This window comes from Streptomyces sp. NPDC127084 (assembly GCF_042724175.1).
Taxonomy (GTDB): Bacteria; Actinomycetota; Actinomycetes; order Streptomycetales; family Streptomycetaceae; genus Streptomyces.
In genome coordinates this window covers 1-23,842 of the sequence record NZ_JBHXFA010000121.1, presented here as the reverse complement: position 1 = coordinate 23,842, position 23,842 = coordinate 1, and the positions used below count along the sequence as shown (strand labels likewise).

The window sequence follows — 23,842 nt, the reverse complement described above, 5'->3', positions numbered from 1 at the left end:
GCTCGACCCCACCGCCCCACCGCGGCGCGGGGCTCCCTGGGCTCTCTTCCCCTGCCCCGGGCCCCCCCCCGGGCGGCCCTTCCCCGACCCCTACGTCGCATGACGTCCCATCAGTTCGGTGCACCGTGAAACCATCCATCTGTCTCTGCATGATCGTCAAGAATGAGTCCGCTGTCATCGAACGCTGTCTCGCGTCCGTTCGCGACCTGATCGACACGTGGGTGATCTCCGACACCGGCTCAACCGATGGCACGCAGCAACTGATCCGTTCGGCACTGGCCGGCATCCCAGGAGAGCTGCACGAGGAGCCCTGGGTGAACTTCGGCCACAACCGCAGCCTGAACATCGAGCACGCCAGGGGCAAAGCCGACTACCTCCTCCTCCTGGACGCCGATCTGGTCCTGCGCCGCGAGGGGCCGCTGACCTCGCTCGTGGCCGACGCCTACATGCTGCGGCACGACTGCGCCACCTCGTACTGGATCAAACGCCTGGTGCGCGGCGACATTCCCTGGCACTACGAGGGCGTCACACACGAGTACCTCACCACCGACCGGCAGACGAGCCAGGAGAACCTGACGACTCTGGTCATCGAGGACTACGCCGACGGCGGGTCGCGTCACGACAAGTTCGAACGGGACGCCCGTCTGCTCACCGCCGAAATGCAACGGGACCCCGACAACACACGCACGGTCTTCTACCTCGCACAGACGATGCGCGACATGGGCAACACCGAGGAGGCGGTCCGCCTCTACGAACTCCGCGCGCAGATGGGCAAATGGGCGGAGGAGGTCTACTACTCCCGGCTGCAGGCCGGGATCCTGAAGGCCGACGCCGGTGACTGGCCCGCAGGCATGCACCTGCTCACCCAAGCCTGGGAACACCGGCCCCAGCGCCTGGAAGCCTGCTACGAACTCGCTTCACGCCTGCGCACCATGGGTCACCACCACACCGCCCACGCCTTCGCCAGCGCCGGCCTGGGCAGGAAGATGCCGGACGACATCCTCTTCACCCAACCCTGGGTGTACCGCTGGGGCTTGCTGTTCGAGTACTCCATCACGTCCTACTGGGTGGGTGACCCGGCCGCGTCACTCAAGGCCTGCAACCAACTCCTCGCCATGCAGGACCTGCCCGAACCACACCGGCTCCAGACCCTCGCGAATCACGAGTACGCCAGGGTGGCGAGCATCGCCGCCGGGAGCCGGGACACCCGCCGCGTCACAGCACCACGCACACGACGAAGCCCGGCGAAGCGGCGGACACGATGAACACCACGGCACTCGTACGCGCTGGTCGGCTGCGGCGATGAGGGGTACGTCCCTCGCCGGGAACTGCGATCAGCCCGCCTCCGGCGCGTCGATGATGTTGCCCTCCGCGTCGAGCGTGTGGGTACGCCAGTACCGGTCCCACTGGTCGTCGACCTTCTGCGGCACCTTGTCCTTCGGATAGCGGACATAGCCCTTCGGAGGCTGCTCCCCATCCGGGACACAAGCCGAACCGGTGTCCCCCACCGTCATGACGGGGTACTCGCCATCGCCGCAGATGTCGTCCTGGACGGAACATCCGCTGAGCACGGCCGCCGCAACCACGGCCGCGCACGCGGCGGCCGTGGCAGTCAACCCCCTGCGGAGGTCGGAGACGCCGGGAAGCCGGCTGATCCTGCTGCGGGTGAGGGACATGTCGGTCTCCTGTCGTCGTTCTGCCCACCACTATGGGTGACGTAGATCGTTGTGCCCTGAGTACTCCTACTCACCAACGCACCCGTGCATACTCAACAGACCACACGCACACCCACCCGGCCGACACAGAGCTCCGGTTCGTTCATCGGGTGACGAGTTCCGCGACAGTGCTCCTGCGGACACCGGGTGGTGGCCCCAGTCGCCAGCGCCACCCTGGTCCCGTGTCCGCGGGCGGGTGAGAATGCCGCCATGACGGATACCCCAGCCACTTCGGCAGCCCAGGACACCGCCCCTGCCGTCCGCGTCGAGCGTGACGGGCCCGTGACGACTGTGGTGTTGTCGCGCCCCGCTGCCCGCAATGCCGTGGACGGACCCACGGCCGGCCGACTGGCCGACGCCTTCCGGGCGTTCGAGGCGGACGACGGTAGTGCCGTCGCGGTGCTGTGGGGAGAGGGAGGGACCTTCTGTGCGGGCGCCGACCTCAAGGCCGTGGGCACCGAACGCGGGAACAGAGTGGAACCGGAGGGCGACGGGCCGATGGGGCCGACGCGGCTGCGCCTGACCAAACCGGTCATCGCGGCCGTGGCGGGCCATGCCGTGGCGGGCGGGCTGGAACTGGCGTTGTGGTGCGATCTGCGTGTGGTCGAGGAGGACGCGGTTTTCGGGGTGTTCTGCCGCCGGTGGGGGGTGCCGCTGATCGATGGCGGTACGGTCCGTCTGCCGCGGCTGATCGGCGAGAGCCGCGCGATGGATCTGATCCTGACGGGCCGGGCGGTCCCGGCCGCCGAGGCTCACGCGATCGGCCTCGCCAACCGTCTTGTCCCCACGGGCAAGGCGAGAGCGGCCGCTGAGGAGCTCGCCCGGCAGATCGCGTCGTTCCCGCAGTTGTGCCTGCGCCACGACCGTCTGTCGGTACGCGAGCAGCACGGGATGCCCGAGTCCGAGGCTCTGGCGGCCGAACTGCGACACGGTGTGGTGCCGCTGTCGGCCGGTGAGACCCTCGCGGGTGCCGCGCGATTCGCGTCCGGGGCGGGACGGCACGGTTCGTTCACCGACTGAGCACGAGCGCCCTGGCGGTGGTCTTAGCCGTGTGTCGCGGCCGGACCGACTGCGCGCCCTCCCTGTCGCCGTCGTCCTTGGCTGCCCGTGCCTCACCAGACCAGGTCCGCAAGAGAGACAAGGGTGTTGCCGTGAGTTTCTTCGGACGTTCCGTGGCTCTTGACTCGAAGGGCTGAAGTGACCCAGTCTGAACAGATGTTCAGAACAGGTGTTCAGAACGTTCGGAAGCATGCCGACGTGGCGGTGATCGGCGGCGGCATGGCCGGCATGGCGACGGCGCTGCGGCTACAGGCGGCTGGGCTCTCCACGCTCGTGCTGGAGGCACACGGCCACGCGGGCGGCTGCGCCGGCTACTACCGGAAGCGCGGCTTCTCCTTCGACGTGGGCGCGACCACCCTGGTCGACTTCGGCCCTGGCGGCGTCGGCGGCGAACTGCTGGAGACAGTGGGCATCCCACCGCTGGACGCACACGAACTCCCCGGCTACCGCGCCTTCCTGCCGGACCGTGAGGTGGTGCTGCACCGCGACCATGCCGCATGGCACGCTGAACGGTTGCGCAAGCTCGGAGACAGCGAGGACCACCGCCGGTTCTGGGCACTGCTCGACCAGTTGGCACACATCTTCTGGCGGGCCAGCCGGAGGGGCGTACGGCTGCCGGTGCGCAGCCCCGCCGACGCCGTCCGCGACCTGCGGGCGGTCGGGATGCCCGGCGTGCGGCTCGCCCGCCATCTCAACCGGAGCCTGGGGGACGCCCTTCGGGACCACTCCCTGAGGGGCGACCACGCTCTGGTCGGACTGCTCGGCATGCTGGTCGAGGACACGGTGCACACCGGTGTCGACGACGCGCCCCTCATCAACGCGGCGCTCGGGGTGACCATCCGGGGCGCGGGACTGAGCCGGCACACCGGTGGCATGCACGGGTTCTGGCGCGTACTCGTACAGCACTACCGGGAGCTGGGCGGCTCGCTCCGCGTGGGCTGCCGCGTGACGCGCGTCGAAGGCGGCCCTGGCGCCTACCGGCTGACCACCCGGCACGGTGACGTGCACGCCCGCCGTCTCGTCTGCGCGGTCCCCGCCGCCACCGCGGCGGCGATCTGCGCGGGGCTCCCCGTCGCCCGCAGGCTGCGGACGTACCTTCAGCGTGACGCGGACGCCCTGGGCGGTGCGGCCGTGGTCTTCCTCGGTGTGCCCGAGTCCGAGGTGGCGGGACAGGACCTCACGCACCACCAGGTGCTTCAGGCGTACGACCGCCCCCTGGGCGACGGCAACAACATGTTCGTCTCCGTCTCGGCACCCGGGGACGCCCTCAGCGCTCCGCCCGGGCACCGGGCGGTGATGATCTCCACCCACACCGAGCTCGCCACCTGGCGCGACCTCGACCCGACCGCGTACGAGCAGCGCAAGAAGGAGACCGGCGAGCGGCTGGTGGCGCTGGCCCGGCGCGTGTACCCCCGGCTAGGAGAGCGAGCCGTTTTCGCGCAGACCGGGACGCCACGCAGCTACGAACGATTCGCCTTCCGTCCGGACGGGGCGGTCGGCGGAGTGCGCCAGCATCTGCGCAACACCAACCAGCACGCCGTTCCGCACGATCTCGGCGGCCCGGGACTGTGGCTCGTCGGCGACTCGACCTGGCCGGGCCTCGGCACGGTCGCCTGCGTGCTGGGCAGCCGCATCGTCGCCGATGGCATGCTGAGAGAGAAGGGACGGGCCCGATGACTCCACCCGACCCGGCCGCCGCGCCCGAACCACCAGTCCCGTCAGCTGACTTGGCGCCCCCGGCCGCCGGGTCCCCGGCGCCGGGTCTGCCGTCCCTGGCGGACTTGGGCGAGGACCTCCTGGTCACCACCCGCAGGCAGCGGATCGTCGCCCTCTGCCGCCCGGGCGTCGGCGTGCTGTGCTTCGCGGGCGCCGTGTGGTGGGAATGGTGGTGGCTGACGCCCGCGATCGTCTTCGGCATCTTCGTCGCCATCGTGACCGTCACCCACGACGTGGTGCACGGCACTCTCGGTCTGTCGCCCCGCGCCACCGACTGGGCGCTGTTCGCCATGGGGTTGGTCCTGCTGGAGAGCGGGCACGCCTACCGCTCCACGCACACCCAGCACCACCGGATCTTCCCGCACCCCGATGACCCGGAGGGCTACCCGGCCGAGCTGTCGCTGCTCGGCGCCGTCGCGTACGGCCCCGTCTTCCTCGTACGCCTGTGGTTCTGGTCCTACCGGCGCGGGCGGGACCGCGGTTGGCTCCTCGCGGAAGCCACGGCCCCGTTCGCCGCGCTGGGCACCGGAGTAGTGCTCCTGCCCCACACGCCTGGGGTGCTGGTCTATACGGTGATGGCAGTAGTCGGGAGTTGGGTGTACCCCCTCCTGACCGTGTACCTACCGCACCACGACTACGGAGACACCCCGTTGAAGCAGACCCGCACCCTGCGCGGGAGGATCATCCCCGCCGTCTTCCTGGAGCTCACCTACCACCTGGAGCACCATCTCTACCCGCGTGTGCCCAGCCATCACCTGCCGGAGCTCGCACGTCGACTCGAAGGCCACTTCGCCGCCCACGGAGTCCGGCCGGTGCGCGTTGTCTGACACTCGTGACCGCGTCCTCGACGCCACCCTCGCCTGCCTGGTGCACAACGGCCACGGAGGTACCACCGCCCGGGCCATCGCCCAGACCGGCGGCTTCGCGCCTGGGGTCATCTACTACCACTTCTCGGACCTGGACGACCTGCTGGTGGCGGCGCTGGTACGGACCAGCGCGTCCCGGATACGGCGCTATCGCGCCGAGCTGTCAGGGACGGACCGAGCCACCCACGCGGTCGCCCGGCTCCGCGAGCTGTACGACGAGGACATCGAGACCGGGCACATCGCCGCTGTGCAGGAGCTGTACGCCGGTGCCAGGCCCGGTTCGAAACTCGCCGCCCAGCTGGCCCTCGAAACCCGGAACTGGGAGGAGCTGGCCGAGGAACTGCTGGCCGTGCTACTGCGCGGCAAGCCGCTCGCGTCGGTCGTGCGCGTTTCCGTTCTGGCGAGCGCGGCAGTGGCGTTCTACCTCGGTATGGAGACGCTTACCCACCTCGATGGCGACCGCTCCCGCCCGGCGGCCCACTTCGACCAGGCCGCCCGGCTCGCCGCGGTCTTCGACCGGGTTCCCCGCCTCAACCGGCGGGCGCGCCGCACGTCCTGAACCGCAGGCTGCTGCGCTCCGGTGCGCCGCCGCGAGCTCCCGACGGCTGTTTGTCATCCGGAAGGCGTCTCATGCCGCCGACGCCCGGGTGGAGTCGCCGGTGCCGGCACCTTCCTCATGCGTGGCCGCCCGGTCGGTGGTCACCAGACGTAGGCGAGGCCGGGTGTGACGCGGGGCGGGCGGGCGCCCCAGGCGTTCCTCGTAGCGGTCCATGGCGAGGACCAGCAGCAGCATCGCGGGCGGCATCAGGAAAGCAACGAGAATCACGACCACTCCCTTGGGCTGTTGCTGTCCGCGTCACCGTCCGCTGACCTGATCACGCCTCCTCGAAAGTGGATGTCCTGTGACGGTTTGACCAGCCACCCGGCCGGCCGACAGTGCGTCGGACCTTGAACCGGTCATGCTCCGGAGGCAAGGGGTCAGCCGATCGACTCTCCGCACACGCCCTGCGGGCAGTTCCGCCGACGAGGCATCGCGCTCTGCGCCCATCGAAGGAACTCCGCGATTCGAGACACCGCCGCTCGCGACTCCGTGGTGCCATACCTGTGGTTCGGTGGCCGCGGCGGACACTCCCTCTGCCGATCGCGGTCGGACCGGTGTGGCAGTGGTACGAATATGACCGCCGGAAGCACGTGTGCTGCCTGCGACTGTGGATCGGAGGTGCCTTTCGTGGAACCCACCGACTGGCTGCTGACCGTCAGCGAGCGCGGCAATCCCGCCACGCGGTTGGACCGGCGGCGCAGCGACGGAACGGCTTGGTCGGTAGGCAACGAGGTGCGCCCCCTCGTCCACGGCGCTACGTACTTCGCCGAGCTGCTTGCCGCGATCCGCGCCTTGCATCCCGGTGACCTGCTGCTGTTCACCGACTGGCGCGGCGACCGCGATGAGCGGCTTGCCGGCCCCGGCACCGAGGTCGGCGACGTGCTGCGCAAAGCAGCGGAGCGCGGCGTCGTCGTCAAGGGGCTGGTGTGGCACTCCCATCTGGACAGTCTGCAGTTCAGCGAGGAGGAGAACCGCCACCTGGGGAAGGAGGTACGGGCCGGGGGTGGCGAGTACCTGCTGGACATGCGGGTGCGTCCCGGTGGCTCACACCACCAGAAGCTGGTGGTGCTGCGGCATATGGGCCGACCCGAGCTCGACGTCGCGTACGTCGGCGGCATCGACCTGTCCCACAACCGCAACGACGACATCGACCACGGCGGCGACGAACGCTCGCAGCCCATCGCGGCCGCGTACGGTCCGCGCCCGCCCTGGCACGATGTCCAGCTCGCGATCCGTGGTCCGGCGGTGGGTGACCTCGAGACCGTCTTCCGGGAACGTTGGCAGGACCCGGCGCCACTCACCAGGAGTCCGCTCAGCCGCCTGCGCGAATGGCTCCACAAGGAGGACACGCACGCGGATCCGCTGCCTCGCCGGCTGCCCGACCCCGCGCCCTGCGGCCCCCATTCCGTACAGGTGCTCCGCACCTATCCCAATCGGCTACTGCGAGGCTACGACTTCGCGCCGGACGGCGAGCGCAGCATCGCACGCGCCTACCTCAAGGCACTTCGGCGAGCCCGGGCGTTGATCTATCTGGAGGACCAGTACCTGTGGTCCCCGGCCGTCGTCGAGCACTTCGCCCGGGCCCTGCGCGACAGCCCCGGGCTGCGGCTGATCGCGGTCATCCCCTCGGTTCCCGAGCAGGACGGCCGGCTCACCCTGCCCATGAACCTCATCGGGCGCATCACGGCCTTGGAAACCCTGCGGAAGGCGGCGGGCGGGCGAGTGGCGGTGTACGGAGTGGAGAACCACGCCGGGACACCGGTGTACGTGCACGCCAAGGTCTGCGTGATCGACGACGTGTGGGCCGCGGTCGGCTCCGACAATGTCAACCTGCGCTCGTGGACACACGACTCCGAACTCAGCTGCGCCGTCGTGGACGAGACCGTGGATGCCCGGGAACCACATGACCCCGGCGGACTGGGCGACGGTGCGCGCCGCTATGCCAGAGACCTCCGGCTGCTGCTCGCACGGGAGCACTTGGACCGGGAGGCACCAGCCGACCACCAGGCTTCGGACGAACTGTGCGATCCCGAAGACGCGTTCGAGGCGTTCGCCGCGGCGGCCGCCGCGCTGGACTCCTGGCACGAGGGCGGCCGGACGGGCCCCAGACCACCTGGGCGTCTGCGCGCCTATCGGGCACCGAGGCTGTCGCGTTGGGAGCGGATGCTCGCGATGCCGCTGTACCGCGTCATCGTCGACCCGGACGGGCGCCCACTGCGGCTACGGCGACGCAACTCCTTCTGACTCCTCCTCCGGGAGACCGGACAGTCCGGGAGGCCCGTGCCTGGTTTGAACGCCTCCCAGTCGGTCAGGCGAAAGCCACACGTCGGCCCTGTCGCGCAGCCACGTACGGCCGCTTGCCCTCGTACCCGCTGAGCGCGGCGCGGAGCCTTCGGCGGGGAAAGCCGGCGTACCCGTCGATGAACGGTGAAAGGGAACCCATGAATAAGATGAAACTGAAGAGGCAGGGAAAGGTTCCGCTCGCCTACAAGCCGGTCGGGTTCGCCTTGGGCTGGGGCGGCGGCACACTCGCCGGAATCGCCTTCCAGAAGGCGTGGAAGGTGCTGCGCCACGAGGACAACGCGCCCGACGCGCTGGACCGTGACCGGGGCTGGGGCGAGATCCTGCTGGCCGCCGCGATGCAGGGTGCCATCTTCGCTGTCGTCCGCAGCGTGATCGACCGGTCCGGGGCCGAGGCCGTGCACCGTGCGACGGGCGTCTGGCCGAGCGGCGACAGGATCGGCAGGGACTGAGCCGCGCCACCACACGTATGACCGGCACCGCATGCTTCGCGGACCTGTCCCCGAACCGCACGGGCTGCGAGGTCCGGGCCGCCCACGGACCCCGCCTCGCCGTTCCACGGCACCACTCCTGGAGACGACCGAGGGCGTTGCGCGACTGCTGCTCATGGCGACCGTGATGGGTTGTCGCGCGCGGGACGCTGTCCGGCGACGGCCCACACGGCTCTGGGCCGCCATCCTGCTCCCGGCGCAGTCGGCACGCGCGGAAGCGCGCCGGTGAACGCCCGGCCAGAGCCTGCCGACTTCTGAAGCGGTTTGTTCGGTTCTGTCAGGCCAGGATGAGTCAGTGCGGCGGGCGCATCTGGCGGGGCGCGACTGGGGTGTGCGACGCTGATGGAGTCTCCAGCCTGATCCGGTGGGGTACCCCGCGTCGCTGGATGGTCACCGTGGTGGCCGTCATTCGGTACGGGTGGTCTTGCTCGGCTGTGCGCGGCGCCAACGCCGCGCGCTTGACGGCCTTCTCCCTCCCGGGAGCCGACCGTGATGGGCTCTGTTCCCGAACGGCGGTCCCGATCATGCGTGACTTCGACATGAGTGTCAGCGAGTTTTCCGGGCGCACGGTGGTCTCCCTGACCGGTGAGCTGGACCTCGACACATGCCCCGGGGTGGCCCGGGCCATCGACGGCCTGACGCTCCACGGCAGGACCCTCACCCTGGACCTTTCCGATGTCTCCTTCATGGACTCCAGCAGTCTCAACATGCTGCTGCGCCTGCGGAGGCGCGTCGAAGCCGAGGGCGGCGTCCTGGAGTTGCGCGGTTTGCAGGAACAGGCCCGGCGCATCCTGGAGATCACCGGCACACACGCCCTGTTCCGCCTGCTGCCCGGTCTGCCGACGGCATCGCGGTCGCAGCCACCGTCCGGCGTCATCCAGGAATCCGTCTGACGTCGTGCCGGCAACGCGAGACAACACGAAGGCGCCACGCACACCAAACCGGCTCGCGCCCGGCCGAAGTCCGGTGAAACGTATGCGCGGACGCTCCGAGGCGCGTCTGTCGAAGCGTCTGGGCAGGCGCCCCGGGGATGGCGAGGTGCGGGCGGTCCGGGGCGCCCCCTGGCCCGGGGCGTGGAGCGTACCTTTCGCGTAGGCTTCGCTACCTGGACGTGACCGGGGGCGGAGCGGATGGCGGCTGAGGCGGCGCACAGGTGGGGATCGAACCTCGATGCGGTGGTGGTGTACGCGCAAGGCGCGGTCTGCCGCAGGCTGGCCGGGGGCAGGGTGCCGCCGGACGGTCGGGTGCGCGTGACGGGGCTGCCCCGCTCGCTCGACGCCGGTTCACTGCGGGTCCGGGTCCTGGGCGCCTCCGGTGTGCGGGTCGTCGAAGCGCGGGTGGTGATCGAGGCCGGTCCGTCCGCCCCCGAAGGCGTCGGCGAGTTGCAGCGTGAGGTGGAACGGCGACGGGACATGTACGCGGCAGCGGTGGCCCGCCGGGACCGGCAGCTGGCTCTGATCGAGGAAATCGCGGGGTTGCGCCCGGTTCCACCGCCCCGCAGGCGCGACGAGCCGCACCGCAAGGCCCCTGCGGAATCGTGGCTCGCGCTCGCCGACTTCGTCGAGGAGCGGCTGACGCGCGGGCATGCCCGGCTCGCGGAGCTGGAGAAGGAGTCGCGCCGGGCGGAGCACGAGTTGCGAGTCGCTGAGGACAAGCTGGAACGAGCCTCTACCGATGCGCGGTCGGCGCAGGTCGGGACAACGGTCTGCGCGGCCTTGACGCTTGGCCGGGCCCGGGGCGCCGAGGCGACGGCCGATCCGGACGCCGAGGTCGAAGTGGAGGTGGAGTACCAGGTCCCCGGCGCCGTGTGGGTGCCGGCCTATCGGCTCGTCCACCGTCAGGGCGATGACAGCGGCAGCCTGGTGCTGCGCGCCTCGGTCGCTCAACGCACCGGCGAGGACTGGACTCGCGTGCGCGTCGCCGTGTCCACCGCCGACCTGCGGCGCCGCACCGATCTGCCGAGGCTCCGCTCCATCCGGATCGGGCGCCGTCAGCCCACTGTGGCGCCTTCCGGTTGGCGCGAGCCCCCGGCGGGGCTCACCGACCTGTTCGCCGGGTACGACGCCGCAGGCCCGAGCCCTGCTGCTGCCGGAGCCGGCTCCGCACCCGTGGCCGCCGGGGCCGTCTCCAGGCCCGCAGTCGTCCCGCCTCTGCCGCCGGCTCCCCAAGGTTACGGCGCGCCGCCTCCGGGGCTCCCGGTGGCCGGTGGCGCGATACCCGCCCCCGCGGCATCGGCGATGGCGGGTCGCCCCGGTCCCGCTTCACGCAGCATGGCCTTCGCCGCCCCGGCGCCCGTGATGGCCGCGGCTCCCGGATGTCCCGTGCCACCGCCTCCACCGGAGCCGGCGACCGGTCCGCCACGGCCGAGTGGCGACGAACTCGACTATGCCGCCCTCGTCCTGAGCGGCCCCGACGAGCAGCGCAGTCGCAGGGGTCGGCTGTTCCCGACTGCCGGCGACGATCCCGTCGCAGTCGAGTATCGCCGCCGGGCAGCGGAAGCCGCCGTGCTGCCGCTGCCCGGACACGCCGTACGGCCACGTGAGGCGGCGGGATCCTTCGACCATCGTTTCGACGCCGCGGCCCGCGCCGACATCCCGTCTGACGGCACCTGGCACACCGTCCCCCTTGTCGACATCCCGATCGGGCTCCGCACGGAGTACGTCTGCGTGCCGTCCGTCGAGGAGACGGTGTACACGACGCTGGTGCTCTCCAACGCCACCGACCGTGCTCTGCTGGCCGGCCCGGTGGAAGTGAGCGTCGATGACGAATTCGTGCTGACCGCCGCGCTGCCCACGCTCGCCCCCGGCGGGGTCCGCCGGCTGGGTCTCGGGCCGGCCGAGGCCATCCGGGTCACCCGCCGTACGGAGCTGCACGAGTCTGCCTCGGGGCTGCGCGGCAACACCACCGTGCTCGACCACCGTGTCCATGTGGAGCTGGCGAACCGGCTGGGGAAGCCGGTCACCGTGGAGGTGCGCGAGCGCGTTCCCGTCACCTCGGAACAGGATGTCCGGATCGAGGAACGGGCCGGCTGGAAGGCGCCTGGTGGTGACGAGGGACCCGAGCACGCTCCGGGCACCCGTCTCTGGCGGGTTGATCTGCCCGCCGGCGGCACCGCCGCTCTCGACGGCGGCTACCTGATCCGTATCCCGGCCGGCAAAGCCCTGGTCGGCGGCAACCGGAGGAGCTGACGCACGCCATGACCGAGATCCCGGACCCGCTCCCCCTTCCCGTCACCGCTGTCACCTGCCTGGAGGACCGAGCCCACGTCGAGCGCACCGCAGTGCTCGAACTGGAGGCCGGGGTCCACCGGCTGCGCCTTGGGCCGGTCAGCGCACTCGCCGTCGACCGCACGCTGCACGCCGAGCTGACGACCGATCACCCGGATCGTCCGGCGAAGGTGCTGGACGTGCGGATCGTCCGCAGTTGGACACCGCGAGCCCCGCTGCCTCCCGGCGACGAGGACTCGGCCCTGCGCCACCGTGTGCACGGCCTCGTGGAGGAACGGCTCGCTCTCGGACAGCGGAGGGATCGTCTCGCGGCCCGTCTGGACACGCTCGGTCGGCTGGCGACCGATCTGCTGAGGGAGATCGGCGAGGGCGCCGGGTCAGGCGAAGCGGAACCGGTGCGCTGGGCAAGCGAGTTGGATCGAGTGGATAGCGAGCGGGACGTATTCGGTGAGGAGCTGCGCACCGTCGACGCCCGACTTGCGGCGGTGGCAGGCGAACTCGCCGATGCGCAGCGGGCACTGGACCTCTCCGAGGAGTCGCCTGCGGACCTGGTCGGGCATGTCGACCTGACCGTGCAGGCGGTGGCAGCCGGGCCGGCGCGGCTTCGGCTGAGCCACCTCACCCCGTGTGCGCTGTGGCGACCCGCCTACCGAGCCGTGCTGGACGGGAGCTCCCTGACGCTGGAGACCGACGCGATGGTGTGGCAGCGCACCGGGGAGGACTGGTCGGGCGCGCGGCTGACGTTGTCGACGGCACGGTCGGCGCAGGCGACCGAACCCCCGCGGCTGGACGAGGACCGGCTGTCCGTCAGGGACCGCACCGCTGTGGAGCGCCGCACGATCGACGTCGAACTGCGCGAGGAGCACATCGGGGATCTCGGGCCGTCCCCCGTACTCGGCCTGCCGGGTGTGGACGACGGTGGCGAGGTACGGGTGCTGAAGGCCCCGGAGCCGGTGTCCGTGCCAGGCGACGGGCGCGGGCACCGGGTGCCGGTCTCCGTCTTCACCACGTCCGCGCGCAGCGAGCACGCCTGCTCGCCCGAGCTGTCCCCGCTGGTCACGCAGGTGGTGCGGTTCGACAACCGATCCGGTCACGCGCTGCTCGCAGGGCCCGTGGATCTGATCCGCGGCAGCGGGTTCACCGGCCGCGGAACCCTGGACTTCACCGCCGTCGGCGCCTCCGCCGAACTGGCCTTCGGCAGTGCTGACGACCACCGGGTGGTCAGGCTGGCCGAAGAGTCCCGCGACACTTCCGGACTCACACAGCGCACCGTGGTCACCCGCACAGTCCGGCTGCATGTGTCCCGGTTTTCCGCGCCCGGGGAGTACGGCGAGCAGGCGGTCGTCCTCCGAGAGCGGATCCCGGTCTCCGAGGTCTCCGCGGTGCAGGTGCGCCTCTGCAAGGAAGCGTGTTCCCCACCGCCCGACGTGGTGGATGCCGAAGGCATCATCAGCTGGACCCTCATGCTGCCACCCGGTGGGCGGCGCTCGATCACCCTGGTCTATGAGCTGACGGCGAGCGGGAAAGTCGCCGGGCTCTGAGCTCGGGCGATCGGTTCACCTGCTCAGTACTGATCGGACGCGGAATGCGCCGGGGAATGTCCGCGTCCCCACCGGCAATGCGGGGTCGAGGGGCCTGCTGAGACCGGCCGGCCGCCACATGGCTGGTCTTGACAGCGCCATTCTCACACAGGCTCCGGTGACGGGATCGAATCCGCCGGGCGCGAGTCCGTCATGCTCCCAACAATCCTGACGCTTGTGAATTCTTGTTGCCAGGGATGCTCTGCGTGTTCTCGTAGCGGCGCAGTCCGCGGTGCGCGACCATACGGACGCCGCGGACCGCGCGTTCAACGCGTCATACACGGGCGGGGCTACGGGCGCGACCCGGAAATCCGAAGAAACGTCAAGAGCAGTAAACCAGCGCAGGGAAAGACCGAGACAGGAAGGCGGACGGACGTGTCCGGAAGCGAATCCGAGAATCCAGCGATCCCTCCCCCGACACCGACGGAGACTCGCCCGAAGACGAACCAGGACTGGTGGCCGAACCAACTGGATCTGCAGGTACTCCACCAGCACTCCCCCCAATCCAATCCCATGGACGCGGACTTCGACTACGCCGAGGAGTTCGCGACACTCGATCTCGACGCACTCAAGCAGGATGTGTTCGGGGTGATGACCGCGTCCCAGGACTGGTGGCCGGCCGACTACGGCCACTACGGGCCGCTCTTCATCCGGATGAGCTGGCACGCGGCGGGAACGTACCGGATCGCCGACGGACGGGGCGGCGGCGGCGCCGGCGCCCAGCGTTTCGCGCCCCTCAACAGCTGGCCGGACAACGCGAGCCTCGACAAGGCGCGCCGTTTGCTGTGGCCCGTCAAGCAGAAGTACGGCAGGAAGATCTCGTGGGCCGATCTCCTGGTCTTCGCGGGCAACTGCGCCATGGAATCGATGGGGTTCAAAACATTCGGATTCGGTTTCGGGCGGGAGGACGTCTGGGAACCCGAGGAGATCTTCTGGGGCCCCGAGGACACGTGGCTCGGAGATGAGCGCTACAGCGGCGACAGGCAACTCTCCGGTCCTCTGGGCGCCGTGCAGATGGGGCTGATCTACGTCAACCCGGAAGGGCCCAACGGCAACCCCGACCCGCTGGCGGCGGCCACGGATGTTCGCGAGACGTTCGGGCGTATGGCGATGAACGACGAGGAGACGGTTGCGCTCATCGTCGGCGGTCACACGTTCGGCAAGTGCCACGGTGCCGTCGATCCCGAGTACATCGGCCCGGAACCCGAGGCCAGCCCCATCGAGCAGCAGGCCATCGGCTGGCGGAACAGCTACGGCAGCGGCAAGGGCGCGGACGCGCTCACCAGCGGACTCGAGGGCGCGTGGACCTCCGAGCCGACGAAGTGGGACAACGGGTACCTGGACAATCTGCTGGGGTACGACTGGGAGTTGACGACGAGCCCGGCCGGTGCGAAGCAGTGGACGCCCACGGACGCCTCGGCACAGGGCAGCGTGCCTGACGCGCACGACACCTCGAAGCGCCACGCCCCCATGATGCTGACGACGGACCTAGCACTGAAGTTCGACCCGGTCTACGGGCCGATCGCGAAGAGCTTCCACGAGAACCCGGACAGGCTCGCGGTGGCCTTCGCCAAGGCGTGGTACAAGTTGCTGCACCGCGACATGGGGCCCGCCTCGCGCTACCTCGGGCCGTGGGTGCCCGAGCCGCAGCTGTGGCAGGACCCCGTCCCGGCGGTCGATCACGAACTCGTCGCGGACGCGGACATCGCGGTCCTCAAGGACAGGATCCTCAGCTCGGGGCTGTCCCTCTCCCAGCTGGCCACCACCGCCTGGGCCTCGGCGGCGAGCTTCCGGGGCACCGACAAGCGCGGCGGCGCCAACGGGGCACGGATCCGGCTCGCACCGCAGAAGGACTGGGAGGTGAACGACCTGCCTGAGGTGGCTGAGGTGCTCAGGACCCTCGAGCAGATCCAGCAGGACTTCAACCAGTCGCAGGCCGGCGGAACCAGGATCTCCCTGGCCGATCTCATCGTCCTGGGCGGGTGTGCGGCCGTCGAGCAGGCGGCGCAGAACGCCGGGGTGGACATCGCGGTCCCGTTCGCACCCGGGCGCACGGACGCCTCGCAGGAACAGACGGACGTGGAGTCGTTCGCCGTGCTCGAACCCAGGGCGGACGGTTTCCGCAACTACCTCCGGGCGGGCGAGAAGCTGTCGCCGGAAACCCTCCTCCTGGACCGGGCCAACCTGCTGAACCTCACCGCTCCGGAGATGACAGTGCTGGTCGGCGGCATGCGGGCCCTGAACACCGGCTTCGCGGGGTCGCCGCACGGCGTCTTCACCCACCAGCCGGAGGCGCTGACCAACGACTTCTTCGTCAACCTGCTCGACATGAGCACGGAGTGGAAGACGTCGACCTCCGACGCGAACGTGTTCGAAGGCCGCGATCGCGTCACAGGGGACGTCAAGTGGACAGCCACCGCGGTCGACCTCGTCTTCGGTTCGCATTCCCAGCTCCGAGCCATCTCCGAGGTCTACGGATCCAGGGATGGGGGAGCGAAGTTCGTCCGTGACTTCGTCGCGGCGTGGACCAAGGTGATGAACCTCGACCGGTTCGAACTGCGTCGGCCCTGAGCTCCCGATCGGCGAATGAGCCACCGGCCACCGGGGGCGCGTCACCAGCGGACTCGTTGACGAGGTGCTGCGCCCCTGCCGCGGAAGCAGGCAGGGGCGCAGCGCGCTTCGCTCAGATGCGTGATCACCGGTGCCCACCGGGTGGCCTGAGTGACCTCGTCGCCACCGAGGGCTCTGATCTCCTCGACGGCAACAACAAGATTCTCGGCGGCGCCGTCACCGTGGACAGCACCACGGTCGCCGGAAACCGGACCGTCGGCGCGGCCGGACACGGCGGCATCTACACCACCACCCCGATCGCCCCCACCGGCCTCGGCACCACCACCGTCACCGGAAACAGCCCCACCAACTGCCTCCTCAGCCCCGCACCCGTTACCGGCTGCATCAACTGACACGACACCCCGACTTCCGGGCCACGGTTGACCGCCGGCGCTTGGCCGACCAGGAAGCCCCCCGTCGTACCGCAGAGGCCACCTGGCCGCGTGGCAGGGAGAGACCCGGCGCCTACCATAGAAGGACAGACATCATCGAAGCCTGAAACAGAGCTGAAGGAGCGATGATGGGCGTCACAAGCCACGATTCGATTCCCTCTCTTCCCGCCTCGCTATTGACCGGGCAAAAGGCTTTGGTAACAGGCGCGAATTCTGGAATCGGCAGGGCGACGGCTATCAAGATGGGGCAGGTGGGCGCCGATGTCGTGGTCAACTACGTTGAAGACGAAGAGGCAGCCAAAGAAGTAGTCTCCGAGATCGAGGACTTCGGTGGGCGCGCTTACGCACATCGGGCTGACGTAGCCAACGAAGACGAGGTCGTCACCATGCTGGAAGCCATGGTTGACCGCTTCCAAACCATCGACATCCTCGTCGCCAATGCCGGAATCCAGAGAGACGCGCCATTTGAGAACATGACGATATCCGAATGGCAGAGAGTGCTCGATGTCAACCTGACGGGTCAATTCCTGTGCGCCCGGGAAGCCATAAAAGAGTTTGTTCGACGCGGTGTGGTGCCCGGTACTTCCAACTCTGCCGGAAAAATCATCTGTATCAGTTCAGTCCACCAACTCATACCGTGGGCCGGCAGAGCCAACTACACCGTGTCCAAGAGTGGCGTGCAGATGCTCATGGAAACTCTGGCCCAGGAATTTTCGTCGCGCAAGATCCGGGTTAACGCTGTGGCTCCCGGAGCCATTCGCACGCCCATGAATCGCCCAGCATGGGAGACGCCAGAAGCCGAGGCCTCATTGGTGGAGATGATCCCCTACGGAAGGGTGGGAGACCCTGAAGAGATCGCAACCGCTGCCGCGCTGCTCGCCTCCGACCTACTGGACTACGTAGTGGGAACCACTCTCTACGTCGACGGCGGCATGAAACTCTTCCCGGAGTTCCTCCACGGAGGCTGACTCGGGCGACGTCTAGGCGTCGCCCTTCCCGACGCCATCCGGCGGAGGTTGCGCGTCTGCCTCTGCGTACGACCTGTACAGACGCTCCTCCTCGGCTTTCCCAGGGAAAGTTCGCAGGACCAGAATCGCCCCACCGGCGATTGAGGCGATGGATGCACTGCAGGCCCAGTCGGATCCGCCTTCGAACGATTCCTTGGCTGCGACGACGATGGCATGCGCGTATTGCGGGTACCGCTCTGCGATTGCGGACGCGAGCGAGAAGGACTTGGCGAGTTGAGCCTGAACACTCGTTGCGATGTGGTCGTAACCGGAGCCTGCCGGGACGTGCTTGCTGAATGATGCACTGTATTCAAGTGTGAGGATGCTGCCCAGAATGGACTGCATGACAGCACCGCCGAGGTCACGCTGCAGAGCAGCGACGGCCGAAGCCATGCCGGTTCTCGCAGACGGAACCGAGGCCGTCAGAGAGTAGTTGACCGGCGTCCCTGCGAATCCGACGCCGAACCCCAGGAGGGAGTACGCCAGCAGAATACTGGAGTACGGGCTGTACTCTCCCCATAAAAGCATGACCAGCAGTCCTGCGCAGCAGAAGATGTAACCGACCAGGATCGTGACGCGGGATCCGCGACGCCGGAGAAGCATGGCTGACAGAGGAACGGAAAGGATGTTCAGGATGACCACCGGCGTCATGGCCAAGCCTGCCTTGAGAGCCGTATAGCCGTGCACATTCTGAAGGAACTGCTGCCCGATGAACAAAGCCCCCAGGCGCGTTCCGTACAAGACAGCGCCCGCGCAGGAAACCGTCCAGAAAGTGCGACGGCCGGCCATGCGCAGATCAAAGATGGGAAACGTCGCGGCACGCAGGTGCCGTACGAACAGCCAGCCTGTCAGGACACCCAGGCCGGAGAGTGAAAGAGTCAGCCATCCCTGGCCTGGCTGAGAAGCGAAATTGATGGCGAGGACCGCCGACGCCACACAGACGATGGAAAGCACTCCGCCTTTGTGATCCACGGGCTGGCTGGTGGACGCCGTATGCCCTGGGACAAAAACGATGACCAGAACGAGCGCCGCAAGGCCCACAGGAAGCGCAATGAGGAAAGCCGACCCCCACCAGAACCGGGTCATGAGTGCACCCGCCACGGCGGGGCTGAAGGCAACGGCAGCCGCCCCCACGCCACCCCAGAGGGCGATGGCACTCGTGCGTGCTGGGCCCTTCCAGAGAGCCGTGACGAGCGACAGCGTGGTGGGAAAGGCCATGCCGGCCGCCAGCCCGCCGAAGATCCGGGCAATGATCAAAATGGTCAGCGTGGGAGCGAACGCCGAGATCAAACAGGCCGGCAGAGACAGGAACGTCCCTGCCACCACCATGCGCTTGCGCCCGTGCCGATCAGCGACGGCGCTCAGGTACAAGACAGAGGACGCCAGCCCCAAGGTGTAGCCGACCGCCACGAGGTCGAGCTCTGTCTGGGTGGCACCAAAGGTCGTTCCGATGTCGGGCAGCGCGACATTGGCCACAGCCAAGTTGACGTTGGCGACTACCGCCGCCAGGATCAGCGAGGTCAGCACGAGAGCGGAACGAGGCGGGCTCTGTGAGCTCAGGCCGTCGAGGCCGAGAGCCGCGCCGCTAGGAACCGGCCGGGGCACAGGACCTCCTGCGGACGGCAGCGACGTACGCGCGGAAGTCAGGACGACACCGCGCATCGTCTGATCTCATGCCAGCATCATCCCTTTCGGCAATTGCCGGTCCAGGCAGACTGCGATGGCGTTTTCAGCTGCCTGCTGCTTGAGCAGAAGGAACGACTTCTCGGAGTACCAGCCGACATGGGGCGTCAGCAGAACTCCTGGGAGACTGCGCAGTCGGTCCTCCCCCGGAAGCGGATCCTCCTCGAAGACGTCGAGCGCCGCTCCACGGATGCGTCGTTGCTGCACAGCGTCCATCAGAGCCTCGGTGTCGACGAGACCTCCGCGGGAAGTGTTCACCAGAACAGCCTGGGGGCGCAGAAGCACCAACTTCTCCGCGTTGATCAGATGACGAGTCGCAGGAACAAGAGGCACATGCAGAGAGACCACGTCCGCCCGGCGCAACAGGGCATCAAGCCCGATGAGCTCGATCCCGTAGAGCCCAACCGGCGGTGTCCGCAGGCTCCGCGCATACGCCACGACATCGAAGCCCAGGGATTGCGCCTTGGCAGCGGTAGCCTGGCCGATCCGTCCCAGGCCCACCACCCCGAAGATTTGATCGCGAAAGCGGTGCACCGGTTTCACCATGTCGAAGCCTGTCTCGCCCGCTCGCATCTGACGGTCAAGCAGTGGGAGGCCGCGCAGCATCGCCAGTGCCATGGCGATCGCGTGGTCGCTCACTTCTTCCGTGCAGTAGTCAGGCACATGGCACACGCGGACGCCGTGTGCCCGGGCCGCATCCACATCGATCGTGTCGACACCCACTCCGTATCTGCTGACCACTCGTAGCCTGGGCAGGGCGTCCAGCACCCGGGCTGTGACCGGCGCATACTGGACGATCAAACCGTCAGCCTGCCGGCCGGCGGAGATGACGCTGTCCTCGTCCGTGCACCGGGCAGCAACGAGACGCACTCCCGCCTCGCGAGCGATCTGTCGTTCCGGCTCGATCGAACCGTGATCACAGTCCGTAATCACAATGCATGTGCGTGAATCATCCATCGCGCTCTGCCTCTGCTTGCCCAACTCGCGGCCCCGTGTACCGAGCATCCAGGTCACGCCGCAAGTCACCAGTTGTGCATGCTGCCGTCGCGTAGGCGGACCACCGGAAGCTGTCTGGGAACGTACGGGTAGGCGCGGGCGGCATCCTCGTTGACGTCCACCCCCAGGCCAGGGCGATCCGACACGTGCAGCATGCCCTCGCTGTAGTGGTAGCCGACATCGAAGACCCGCGCGGTCGGTTCCACGTGCCCCATGTACTCCTGAATGCCGAAGTTCGGGATTGCCATGTCCACATGAAGGTTCGCCGCGATACCCACCGGGGACAGGTCACCCGCGCCATGGGCACCGGTCTGCACACCGTGCAGGTCAGCAAAGTCGAAGATGCGACGGACGTGCGTGATGCCCCCTGCATGCGTGACAGACGTACGGACGTAGTCGATGAGCCGTTCGCCGATCAACTGCTGGCAGTCCCAAACCGAATTGAAAACCTCTCCGACCGCCAGCGGCGTGATGGTGTGCGACCTGATGACTCGGAAGGCAGACTGGTCTTCAGCGGGTGTCGGGTCCTCCAGCCAGAACAGGCGGTACGGCTCGAGCGAACGGCCGAGCGTGGCCGCCTGGATAGGGGTCAGGCGATGGTGCGCATCGTGCAAGACGTCGAATCCGTAGCCGAGTTCCGCCCTGATCCTGGCCATCATCCGGGGCACGAAATCCAGATACGGGCCGGTCTCCCAGATCTCCTCCATTGGCACCGCTCCGACGGCGGGCTCATAGACTTCGCTCACACCAGTACCGATGCCGTACGTCGCCACCAGCCCAGGAATCCGTGACTGAGCCCGCACCGCACGATAGCCGCGGTCCAGGAAATCCTGCACGCCAGCCACGGTCTCCTCGATGCCGGCGCCGCTGGCATGCCCGTAGACAGTGACTCCGTCTCGGCACCGCCCTCCCAGCAACTCGTATACAGGGAGTCCGGCGGCCTTTCCTTTGATGTCCCACAGAGCCTGGTCCACGGCAGAAATCGCTGTCATGGTAACCGGACCCCGTCGCCAGTACGCCCCGCGATACAGAAAGCCCCAGGTATCAGTGATTCGGCTGGCATCACGCCCGTCGAGCAACGGCAGCACATGCTCACTCAGATACGCCGCAACAGCCAGTTCCCGACCGTTGAGCGTCGCATCCCCCCAGCCAGTGTGGCCATCGCTCGTAGTCAGTTTGAGGAGAACATAGTTACGACCAGGAGACGTTACAACCACTTCCGCGTCGACAATGCGCACAGGACCTCCAATGGCGCAGGGCCCAGGTGACGCCGCCACCGTGCGCGAACTCATAGCCCCCCGAGAACGGACCAGCAAAAGCAGAACACACAGAACCAAGAGCAGCCACGAAACACGCCGCCCCCTCCTTCGAGCGGGAGTCATCGGTCGACGTGGCCGACGCGCGGTGAGTCGTGCAGATCCCCCGCGATGTGCCCTCCGACGGCCGGTCCGTTCGACGGCGCCTTCGTGACGCCGAGGACGGTCACCTGCCCGATCAGCGGTTCGCGACACCGACGCGCCGTATGTGTCGCCGATGCAGGTGATCATGGCGTGTCAGCGCCGGTCAGACGGTCAGGACCATGCCACGGTGGCGACAACGGCAACGCGAGGCTCGCTTGCCTGCGCGCATCGGAGGAAGCATCGTGAAGACCTTGGCCACGGCGATGTCCGTCGCTCTGTCCACCGCCGCCCTGTGGGGAGCCACCACTGTCCCCGCGCACACGGCCGCCGGCCCCCGCTCAACCGGCGGAACGGTCCTGCCGCAGCCGTACTACCCGAACGTCGACTGGATCGCGTGTGAGATCAACAAAGAGCGCCTCGCCAAGGGCCTGCCCGCTCTGCGCATCTCCGACCGGGCCAGCCAGGCCGGGCGTTCGCACGCCAAGGACATGGCGACCATGAGGAAACTCACCTCCAAGGGCAGCGACGGCCGCGATCTGCGGTCTCGCATGTCCCAGGCGGGCCTGTACTCCAACCTCATCTCCGAGTTCATGGCCTTCGGCTATGCCCACGACGGCCACTTCGCTGACAAGGCGACGGACCCGGACCCCACGAACGCGGTCTACAAGGTCCTGATGAACCGCAGCATCGTTGCCATCGGCATCGGTTACGACCGGAGCTACTGGGACGTGAACCTTCTTGGCGCCCACCGCAAACTGGTGACCAGGTCCCCCGCCGGATGCCAGGCGAAGTCCGCCATGATGCGGGCGCTGCCGATGCGAGCCGCGTCCGAGCCGGCCGCATCCTGGAGCGGCCCGGTCTTCGCGCAGGTCCCGCGGTAACGATCCGCGGGCTCCGTCGCCGACAGGCCGCGCCTTCAGCATTGCCGGACGGCGAACCTTGCCGGCCAGCGCCAAGTGACCGTGCCCCAGGTGGCCTCCGCCCGGAGGCCACCCGACAACACGAGACGTTCGGAGCGACGACCGTGCTGGTGTCCCGTTTGTATGACTGGGGTACCAGCGTGGTACTCGAACAGGTCGACGCGCCCGCTCCCCCGCACAACGGCGACCTCGTGATCGAGCTCGAAGCAGCCGCGGTCACTCGCCTCGACCTCGGGCTCATGTCCGGAGCCCTGGCCTCGAAGCCGGACCTTCCCTTCACACCCGGCACCGCCGGCGTGGGTACCGTCACCGCGGGAGAGCCGGAACTGGTGGGGCAGCGCGTACTGGTGCGCGGCGCGGGCGTCGGCCTGGAGCGGCCTGGTACGTGGGCCGAGCGCACCACCGTGCCGAGGAGCGCGGTACGGGTGGTACCGCAGGACACGGATGCCGCTCTCGCGGCCACCTGCTATTCGCCGATGGTCACCGGCTGGGCGGCCGCGGACCCCGTTGGCCGGATCAAGGCGGACGAGAGAGTGCTGGTCACCGGACCGGCCGGGGCGGTCGGATCCATGTGCGTGCAGATGGCCGCCCGGGCCGGTGGGCGTGTCATCGCTCTGGTGCGCAGCGAGAAGGAAGCCGCCGCGGTGCCAGCGGCCGCGGCGGAGGTTCTCGTCGGCCGGAACTCCGAGAACATGGAACGCCTCGGCGCGTACGGCGGGGTCGATGCCGTCCTGGACACCGTCGGTGGCGACACCGTCCCGGCCCTGCTGCCTGTCATCAAGCCCGGGGGCCGCGTGGTCCTGATCGGATATGTCGCGGGCAGGACGCTCACGATCGATCTGCCGGCGCTCCTCACCGCGGACGTCAGCCTGCTGCCCATGAACATGGTTCGCCGCCGTGTTCCCGACACCGTCTTCCGGAACCTGCTCACAGAACTCAGCGAAGGCACCCTCAGGCTGAACACCACGAGCTTCGCCTTCACCGATCTGAACGACGCGCTCGGGGCCCTCACAGGCGGCGGCACCGCCGGCACCATCGCCGTGACGATGTGACGGTGTGACACGAAGCAGCGCACGAGAGCACGGCATCTCTCGGTGGGCGCCGAGTCGCACTGGCCGACCCTGCCATGGGCGACCCGGTGAGGCTTGCGCTGCCACGCCCTACGCCGAGCGCGCGGGGGGGGGCCCGCCCCGCGGGGGGGGCCGGGGGGGGGGGGCGCCGGGGCGGGCGCGCGCCGCGGGGGGGGCGCCCACCCCCGGGGCCCCCGGGGCCGGGAGG

General features: G+C 68.7%; 20 protein-coding genes. 15 read left to right on the top strand and 5 right to left on the bottom strand.

The features are described 5' to 3' along the window. Positions 1–149: 149 nt before the first annotated feature. The gene (locus ACFWI9_RS24850) at positions 150–1,265 is read left to right on the top strand and encodes a glycosyltransferase (protein ID WP_387165259.1); all 1,116 of its coding nucleotides are present in this window, start codon (positions 150–152) and stop codon (positions 1,263–1,265) included. A gap of 69 nt (positions 1,266–1,334) precedes the next feature. Here ACFWI9_RS24850 and ACFWI9_RS24845 read toward each other — a convergent pair whose 3' ends face one another. Further along, a complete protein-coding gene (locus ACFWI9_RS24845; RefSeq protein WP_387165258.1) occupies positions 1,335–1,676 on the bottom strand; it encodes an SCO0607 family lipoprotein in 342 nt (113 codons plus the stop codon). Positions 1,677–1,925: 249 nt separating this feature from the next. Between ACFWI9_RS24845 and ACFWI9_RS24840 the strand changes: the two genes are divergently transcribed. The 4 genes from ACFWI9_RS24840 (at position 1,926) to ACFWI9_RS24825 (ending at position 5,915) form a co-directional block, all read left to right on the top strand. Further along, the gene (locus ACFWI9_RS24840) at positions 1,926–2,735 is read left to right on the top strand and encodes a crotonase/enoyl-CoA hydratase family protein (protein ID WP_387165257.1); all 810 of its coding nucleotides are present in this window, start codon (positions 1,926–1,928) and stop codon (positions 2,733–2,735) included. Between the two features lie 237 nt (positions 2,736–2,972). Further along, a complete protein-coding gene (locus ACFWI9_RS24835) occupies positions 2,973–4,451 on the top strand; it encodes a phytoene desaturase family protein (RefSeq protein WP_387165256.1) in 1,479 nt (492 codons plus the stop codon). Next, positions 4,448–5,317 (top strand): fatty acid desaturase family protein, encoded by an 870-nt coding sequence (locus tag ACFWI9_RS24830; RefSeq protein ID WP_387165255.1) that lies wholly within the window; start codon positions 4,448–4,450, stop codon positions 5,315–5,317. The genes ACFWI9_RS24835 and ACFWI9_RS24830 overlap by 4 nt, the downstream gene beginning before the upstream one ends. Then, on the top strand, positions 5,310–5,915 hold the full coding sequence (locus ACFWI9_RS24825; RefSeq protein WP_387165254.1) for a TetR family transcriptional regulator: 606 nt from the start codon (positions 5,310–5,312) through the stop codon (positions 5,913–5,915). Before ACFWI9_RS24830 ends, ACFWI9_RS24825 begins: the two co-directional genes overlap by 8 nt. Before the next feature lie 69 nt (positions 5,916–5,984). Here the strand turns inward: ACFWI9_RS24825 and ACFWI9_RS24820 are convergent, their stop codons facing one another. After that, positions 5,985–6,182 (bottom strand): hypothetical protein, encoded by a 198-nt coding sequence (locus ACFWI9_RS24820; protein ID WP_387165253.1) that lies wholly within the window; start codon positions 6,180–6,182, stop codon positions 5,985–5,987. A gap of 402 nt (positions 6,183–6,584) precedes the next feature. Between ACFWI9_RS24820 and ACFWI9_RS24815 the strand changes: the two genes are divergently transcribed. From ACFWI9_RS24815 to ACFWI9_RS24780, 8 genes are all read left to right on the top strand, one after another. Then, entirely contained in the window at positions 6,585–8,201 is a 1,617-nt protein-coding gene (locus tag ACFWI9_RS24815) for a phospholipase D family protein (protein ID WP_387165252.1), read from the top strand. A 197-nt stretch (positions 8,202–8,398) separates the two neighbouring features. After that, positions 8,399–8,710, top strand: a complete 312-nt coding sequence (locus ACFWI9_RS24810; protein ID WP_387165251.1) for a DUF4235 domain-containing protein — start codon at positions 8,399–8,401, stop codon at positions 8,708–8,710. 563 nt (positions 8,711–9,273) lie between these two features. Next, the gene (locus tag ACFWI9_RS24805; protein WP_387165250.1) at positions 9,274–9,642 is read left to right on the top strand and encodes an STAS domain-containing protein; all 369 of its coding nucleotides are present in this window, start codon (positions 9,274–9,276) and stop codon (positions 9,640–9,642) included. Between the two features lie 237 nt (positions 9,643–9,879). Next, positions 9,880–11,937, top strand: coding sequence for a DUF4139 domain-containing protein (locus tag ACFWI9_RS24800; protein WP_387165249.1), 2,058 nt, complete (start codon positions 9,880–9,882; stop codon positions 11,935–11,937). 8 nt (positions 11,938–11,945) lie between these two features. Continuing rightward, complete coding sequence (locus ACFWI9_RS24795) at positions 11,946–13,517, top strand: DUF4139 domain-containing protein (RefSeq protein ID WP_387165248.1); 1,572 nt, start codon at positions 11,946–11,948, stop codon at positions 13,515–13,517. 414 nt (positions 13,518–13,931) lie between these two features. After that, positions 13,932–16,127, top strand: coding sequence for a catalase/peroxidase HPI (gene katG, locus ACFWI9_RS24790; RefSeq protein ID WP_387165247.1), 2,196 nt, complete (start codon positions 13,932–13,934; stop codon positions 16,125–16,127). Between the two features lie 116 nt (positions 16,128–16,243). Continuing rightward, positions 16,244–16,519, top strand: coding sequence for a hypothetical protein (locus ACFWI9_RS24785; RefSeq protein ID WP_387165246.1), 276 nt, complete (start codon positions 16,244–16,246; stop codon positions 16,517–16,519). Positions 16,520–16,686: 167 nt separating this feature from the next. Further along, the gene (locus ACFWI9_RS24780) at positions 16,687–17,526 is read left to right on the top strand and encodes an SDR family oxidoreductase (RefSeq protein ID WP_387165261.1); all 840 of its coding nucleotides are present in this window, start codon (positions 16,687–16,689) and stop codon (positions 17,524–17,526) included. A 12-nt stretch (positions 17,527–17,538) separates the two neighbouring features. Here ACFWI9_RS24780 and ACFWI9_RS24775 read toward each other — a convergent pair whose 3' ends face one another. The 3 genes from ACFWI9_RS24775 to manD all read right to left on the bottom strand — a co-directional run bounded on the left by ACFWI9_RS24775 (position 17,539) and on the right by manD (position 21,482). Next, positions 17,539–19,092 (bottom strand): MFS transporter, encoded by a 1,554-nt coding sequence (locus ACFWI9_RS24775; RefSeq protein ID WP_387165245.1) that lies wholly within the window; start codon positions 19,090–19,092, stop codon positions 17,539–17,541. A gap of 144 nt (positions 19,093–19,236) precedes the next feature. After that, the gene (locus ACFWI9_RS24770) at positions 19,237–20,253 is read right to left on the bottom strand and encodes a C-terminal binding protein (protein WP_387165260.1); all 1,017 of its coding nucleotides are present in this window, start codon (positions 20,251–20,253) and stop codon (positions 19,237–19,239) included. A 17-nt stretch (positions 20,254–20,270) separates the two neighbouring features. Further along, positions 20,271–21,482 carry a D-mannonate dehydratase ManD gene (manD, locus tag ACFWI9_RS24765; protein ID WP_387165244.1) on the bottom strand — a complete coding sequence of 404 codons (1,212 nt, stop codon included), beginning with the start codon at positions 21,480–21,482 and terminating at the stop codon, positions 20,271–20,273. A 404-nt stretch (positions 21,483–21,886) separates the two neighbouring features. On the opposite strand from manD, the gene ACFWI9_RS24760 reads away from it, so the two are divergent. Both ACFWI9_RS24760 and ACFWI9_RS24755 read left to right on the top strand, forming a co-directional pair. Beyond that, positions 21,887–22,525, top strand: a complete 639-nt coding sequence (locus ACFWI9_RS24760; RefSeq protein ID WP_387165243.1) for a CAP domain-containing protein — start codon at positions 21,887–21,889, stop codon at positions 22,523–22,525. Positions 22,526–22,674: 149 nt separating this feature from the next. After that, positions 22,675–23,616 (top strand): zinc-binding alcohol dehydrogenase family protein, encoded by a 942-nt coding sequence (locus ACFWI9_RS24755; protein ID WP_387165242.1) that lies wholly within the window; start codon positions 22,675–22,677, stop codon positions 23,614–23,616. The last annotated feature ends 226 nt before the right edge of the window (positions 23,617–23,842 follow it).

Excerpts from the sequence above, each read along its gene's own strand:
- ACFWI9_RS24785 (WP_387165246.1), top strand. The coding sequence starts at position 16,244 with ATGCGTGATCACCGGTGCCCACCGGGTGGCCTGAGTGACCTCGTCGCC.
- ACFWI9_RS24800 (WP_387165249.1), top strand. The coding sequence starts at position 9,880 with ATGGCGGCTGAGGCGGCGCACAGGTGGGGATCGAACCTCGATGCGGTG.
- ACFWI9_RS24805 (WP_387165250.1), top strand. The coding sequence starts at position 9,274 with ATGCGTGACTTCGACATGAGTGTCAGCGAGTTTTCCGGGCGCACGGTG.
- ACFWI9_RS24850 (WP_387165259.1), top strand. The coding sequence starts at position 150 with ATGATCGTCAAGAATGAGTCCGCTGTCATCGAACGCTGTCTCGCGTCC.
- ACFWI9_RS24795 (WP_387165248.1), top strand. The coding sequence starts at position 11,946 with ATGACCGAGATCCCGGACCCGCTCCCCCTTCCCGTCACCGCTGTCACC.
- ACFWI9_RS24780 (WP_387165261.1), top strand. The coding sequence starts at position 16,687 with ATGGGCGTCACAAGCCACGATTCGATTCCCTCTCTTCCCGCCTCGCTA.
- ACFWI9_RS24840 (WP_387165257.1), top strand. The coding sequence starts at position 1,926 with ATGACGGATACCCCAGCCACTTCGGCAGCCCAGGACACCGCCCCTGCC.
- ACFWI9_RS24770 (WP_387165260.1), bottom strand. The coding sequence starts at position 20,253 with ATGCTCGGTACACGGGGCCGCGAGTTGGGCAAGCAGAGGCAGAGCGCG.
- ACFWI9_RS24845 (WP_387165258.1), bottom strand. The coding sequence starts at position 1,676 with ATGTCCCTCACCCGCAGCAGGATCAGCCGGCTTCCCGGCGTCTCCGAC.
- ACFWI9_RS24830 (WP_387165255.1), top strand. The coding sequence starts at position 4,448 with ATGACTCCACCCGACCCGGCCGCCGCGCCCGAACCACCAGTCCCGTCA.
- ACFWI9_RS24810 (WP_387165251.1), top strand. The coding sequence starts at position 8,399 with ATGAATAAGATGAAACTGAAGAGGCAGGGAAAGGTTCCGCTCGCCTAC.